Below are 4,452 nucleotides of genomic sequence, written 5' to 3'. Positions count from 1 at the left end.
CAGTAAGTTTATTTCGCTACGGTTTGGACTATGTTCAAATGGCTATTCTACGTTTGATTGGTTTTGGAAAAAAAGAAGAATTTAAGAAAGTGCTAGCAATTTTAAGAAAGAAAAAGCCTGATAGGACAAGGGCCCTATGAAATTTGTCGTGTACAAAGTATTTATTTGAAATTCCTCGCCTAGTTCAAGATAATTTTGACCTGCTTGAAATAGTGAAACCATTACACATTTATCTTTCTTGGTTTGCAGGTTTACTTATTGTTGGTCATGCTTTAGCAGCAATAAAACATCACATCATTGATAAAGATAATGTCTTATTGAGTATGTTGCGCCAACCTAAATAAATCCTGACACATAAAAAAACCGCTTAACGCGGTTTTTTACATTTAAATCTTTTTTACTTCTGCAATCCATTTCTGTTTCTCATCATCAGAAATAAAGGATGCCTCAAAAGAGTTAATTGCAAGTTGCTTAAGCTCATCATTCGATAAATCTAGAGCCTGCTGAATTGCTACAAAGTTATCATTCATATAACCACCGAAATATGAAGGATCATCCGAGTTTACAGTAACATGCACACCTTTTTGTAATAAACGGCGGATGTTATGCTCACCCATGTCATTGACAACACAAAGCTTTAAATTACTTAAAGGGCAAACTGTTAATGGCATTTTTTCTGCGATTAAACGTACCATTAACTGCTCATCTTCTTCTGAGCGAACACCATGATCAATACGGTTTACTTTGAGTAAATCCAAAGCTTCCCAGATATATTCTGGTGGGCCTTCTTCACCTGCATGTGCCACAATCAAGAAACCTGCTTCACGTGCTTTAGCAAAAACACGTTCAAATTTCGAAGGAGGATGCCCTACTTCGCTTGAATCTAAACCAATTGCAATAATGTCATCTTTAAATGGCAAGGCTTGCTCAAGTGTTTCAAATGCTTTTTCTTCACTTAAATGACGCAAGAAGCACATGATCAATTGAGAACTAATCCCTAATTTTTCTTGAGCATCTTTACAAGCACGCTTTAAACCTGCCAGTACCGTTGCAAATTCAACCCCACGCTCAGTATGTGTTTGTGGGTCGAAGAACATCTCTGTATGCACGACACGATCTTCAGCACATTTCTCGAAATATGCCCAAGCTAGATCATAAAAATCTTGTTCATGCACCAGCACGTTCGCACCAGCATAATAGATATCAAGAAATGATTGAAGATTATGGAAGTTGTAGGCTTGCTTTACTTCCTCAACTGATTGATACGGAATCTGAATCTGATTACGCTGTGCAATTGCAAACATCAGTTCTGGTTCAAAAGTCCCTTCAATATGCACATGCAATTCGGCTTTGGGTAAAGCACGAATCAGCTCGATTTGATTCATATTAACTCCACGTTTAAATAAAAAAGGGTGTTGCCTGTTCGGTACACCCTCTAAAGGTTTTATCAATAACTTTTAAATGGCTTAACCACCAAATGCAATAAATTTAAATACCCACAGTGCAGCAATAATCCAAACCATGTAAGGAACTGTTTTTGCTTTGCCTGTAAATAATTTGACTAATGCATAACTAATAAAGCCCATTGCAATACCATCCGCAATTGAATACGTAAATGGCATAAATACAATCGTTAAAAATGCAGGTACTGCTTCTGTAATATCATCCCAATCAATATGTGTGATTCCTTGAATCATCAACACACCGATAAATAATAATGCAGGAGCTGTTGCAAAACTTGGAACAGATTGAGCTAATGGTGCCAAGAATAAGCAGCCAATAAATAAGAATGCAACGACAACGGCAGTCAAACCTGTACGACCACCCGCAGCAACGCCAGAGGCAGATTCGATATAAGGTGTGGTTGAAGATGTACCTAATGCTGCGCCTGCAACAATTGCTGTTGAATCAGCAAACAACGCTTTCTTCAAACGAGGTAACTTACCATCTTGTAGTAAACCTGCACGGTGCGATACACCAACTAAAGTCCCTGTACTATCAAATAAATCGACAATAAAGAAGACAAAAATCACACCAACCATACTTGCAGTAAATAAACCTTCAAAGTCCATTTGCATAAAGGTGGGTGCAATCGATGGAATTTGTCCAACAACACCTTTAAATTCATTTAAGCCTAAAGCTGTCGCTATTCCAGTCACAGCAAGAATACTAATGATGATCGCACCACGAACTTTTAACTGGTGTAAAACCACAATCATTAAAAAGCCAAATAAAGCTAGTAAAACCGTAGGTTGCTTGATATTTCCCAGACCAACTAAAGTCGCTGGATTGTCTACAATGATGCCTGCATTTTTAAGCGCAATGAGGGCAAGAAATAAACCAATACCCCCGCCAATCGCAAATTTAAGCGACATAGGAATGGCATTGACAATCGCTTCACGAATTTTAAAAAAGCTGATTGCCAAAAAGATTAAACCTGATACAAAAACAGCCGCAAGCGCCGTCTGCCAAGGTACACCCATGCCTAAACAGACCGAATAGGTAAAGTAGGCATTTAGGCCCATCCCCGGTGCAAGTGCGATTGGATAATTGGCAACAATCCCCATTACCAAGCAACCAATAGCAGCAGCTAAACAGGTTGCAACAAACACGGCACCATGATCCATTCCAGTTTCGGAAAGAATAAGTGGGTTTACAATAATGATGTAACACATCGTCAAAAATGTAGTTACACCCGCTAGAACTTCTGTTCTGAAGTTGGTTTTGTTCTCACTTAATTTAAATAAGCGTTCTAAAACACCAACCGAAGCATTAGGCGTTGTCATAACATAGCACCTGTTAAAATCTGAGATCTTAGGAATTGAAATCTATACACTTGCATTTCAATCTTTTTTGAATTTGCGAAATGGCATACACAACGACAAAGCAATCTCTATGCCAGCCGAATACTTGTGACACCAACAAGATGTATAAATGTGACCCGCTATCAAAATGTAAAAAGCTGCATAACGAGATGCAGCTTTTTATTCAATGGTAAATATTTTAACAGATTTTAAGCAAAACTTGACGGCTTCAAATCAAAAAAAGGCTAGTTATCATACATTCTAGAAAGACACATACACTGAATTGCAATAATTATTGATTAATATCAATGACTATTGATCGTTCTTATACGATGACAAATGTGTATGCTTGGTATAATTAGGATTATTCTGGATCATATGCAAACTCTGTTCCGCATCATTTACAATTTTCGTAAGCTCTTGGTGTCTTTTATCTTGGGCATCTACATATGCAGCGTAACCTAAAACAACAATCGAACAGACAACAAGCAATGGAAGGAATTTCTTCATTATTATTATCTCTATTGTATGCTTTTCTTGAATATTAACAATAATAAACAAAAAAGAGAATTAATTAACATTAAATAATCAAAAATTAGAAATAATTCACAATTATATGATTGTTTATGAATTGATTTTGTATATTTTTCATCCAAATAAATCTTAAATTATTTATATTCTTAATGCAATTGCATTTTATATAATTCAATTAGATAGCTTGAAATTTAAGCATTTTTTATAACATTTGTTAAAATTAAAGAAGGATTATTATCAAAAATCAAATAAAAAAGCATCTTTAGTTTAACTAAAGACGCTTTTACTCATATGCGATCTAAACAAGTTTAAAACTGATAATTCAATCGAACTAGAACATTACGTGGTGTTCCAGGCATTGACTCTGAGCGCCAATAGTCTTTATTAGTTAGGTTATTTACAGCAAGCGTAACGTTCCAAGGATCAGCGCTATAACCAATTGCAGCATCTAAACGCGTGAATCCTTGAAAATCGATAGGCGTATTATCTAAATTGCCATTGGAATATATCTTCGCATCACCAACATAAGTTGCGCCAATTTCACCATAGATCTTCTCGACTGGTAAATAGCGTATAAATAAGTTTCCAGTATGGCATGGAGTATTATTGAGTACTTTACCAACATTGGCCGCTTTATTGTCTTTAGAAATCTCTGTATCCATATAGCTATAGCCTCCCCGTACAAACAAGTTATCTAAAGCACGTCCAATAAAGCTAAACTCCATCCCTTTAGACTGATGCTGGACCCTTCAATATTTCAATGCGCTCAATATTGGCAGTACTACGGCGAACTTGACCACTTTCACGGACACCATCACGATAGATATCGCCAGTATCTGCATTAAATCCGCGCAAGTTGATGCCATCACCACGCATATCATAGCTCGTTGATACCCCAGGTGTTCCCTGTAACATGACACTTAAATCATTTGCACCATAGATTTTATATTTCTGAACTTTGTACACGACAAATTTCATAGGGCCCTTGTCCTATCAGGCTTTTTCTTTCTTAAAATTGCTAGCACTTTCTTAAATTCTTCTTTTTTTCCAAAACCAATCAAACGTAGAATAGCCATTTGAACATAGTCCAAACCGTAGCGAAATAAACTTACTG

Annotated in this window: 4 protein-coding genes and 4 pseudogenes; 2 read left to right on the top strand and 6 right to left on the bottom strand. The window is 36.5% G+C overall.

The annotated features are described in order from the left end of the window. Positions 1-140 (top strand): annotated as a pseudogene (locus tag CDG56_RS16430) (IS4 family transposase); the annotation flags it as partial. Between the two features lie 18 nt (positions 141-158). Continuing rightward, positions 159-344, top strand: a pseudogene (locus CDG56_RS16425) (cytochrome b); the annotation flags it as partial. A 42-nt stretch (positions 345-386) separates the two neighbouring features. Here the strand turns inward: CDG56_RS16425 and CDG56_RS16420 are convergent. From CDG56_RS16420 to CDG56_RS16395, 6 genes and pseudogenes are all read right to left on the bottom strand, one after another. Then, complete coding sequence (locus CDG56_RS16420) at positions 387-1,385, bottom strand: adenosine deaminase (protein WP_005161014.1); 999 nt, start codon at positions 1,383-1,385, stop codon at positions 387-389. Positions 1,386-1,466: 81 nt separating this feature from the next. Continuing rightward, positions 1,467-2,786 (bottom strand): NCS2 family permease, encoded by a 1,320-nt coding sequence (locus tag CDG56_RS16415; protein WP_005161017.1) that lies wholly within the window; start codon positions 2,784-2,786, stop codon positions 1,467-1,469. A gap of 330 nt (positions 2,787-3,116) precedes the next feature. After that, positions 3,117-3,314, bottom strand: a complete 198-nt coding sequence (locus tag CDG56_RS17420; RefSeq protein WP_087536083.1) for a hypothetical protein — start codon at positions 3,312-3,314, stop codon at positions 3,117-3,119. A 332-nt stretch (positions 3,315-3,646) separates the two neighbouring features. After that, positions 3,647-4,081, bottom strand: a pseudogene (locus CDG56_RS16405) (TonB-dependent receptor domain-containing protein); the annotation flags it as partial. Continuing rightward, complete coding sequence (locus CDG56_RS16400; protein WP_264754486.1) at positions 4,068-4,253, bottom strand: TonB-dependent receptor plug domain-containing protein; 186 nt, start codon at positions 4,251-4,253, stop codon at positions 4,068-4,070. The pseudogene CDG56_RS16405 and the gene CDG56_RS16400, both read right to left, overlap by 14 nt. A gap of 59 nt (positions 4,254-4,312) precedes the next feature. Beyond that, positions 4,313-4,452: pseudogene (locus CDG56_RS16395) on the bottom strand (IS4 family transposase); the annotation flags it as partial.

The organism is Acinetobacter sp. WCHA39 (genome assembly GCF_002165385.1).
Taxonomy (GTDB): Bacteria; Pseudomonadota; Gammaproteobacteria; order Pseudomonadales; family Moraxellaceae; genus Acinetobacter.
Note: the sequence above shows the minus strand (reverse complement) of the source record. Positions and strands in the feature narration are given on the sequence as shown.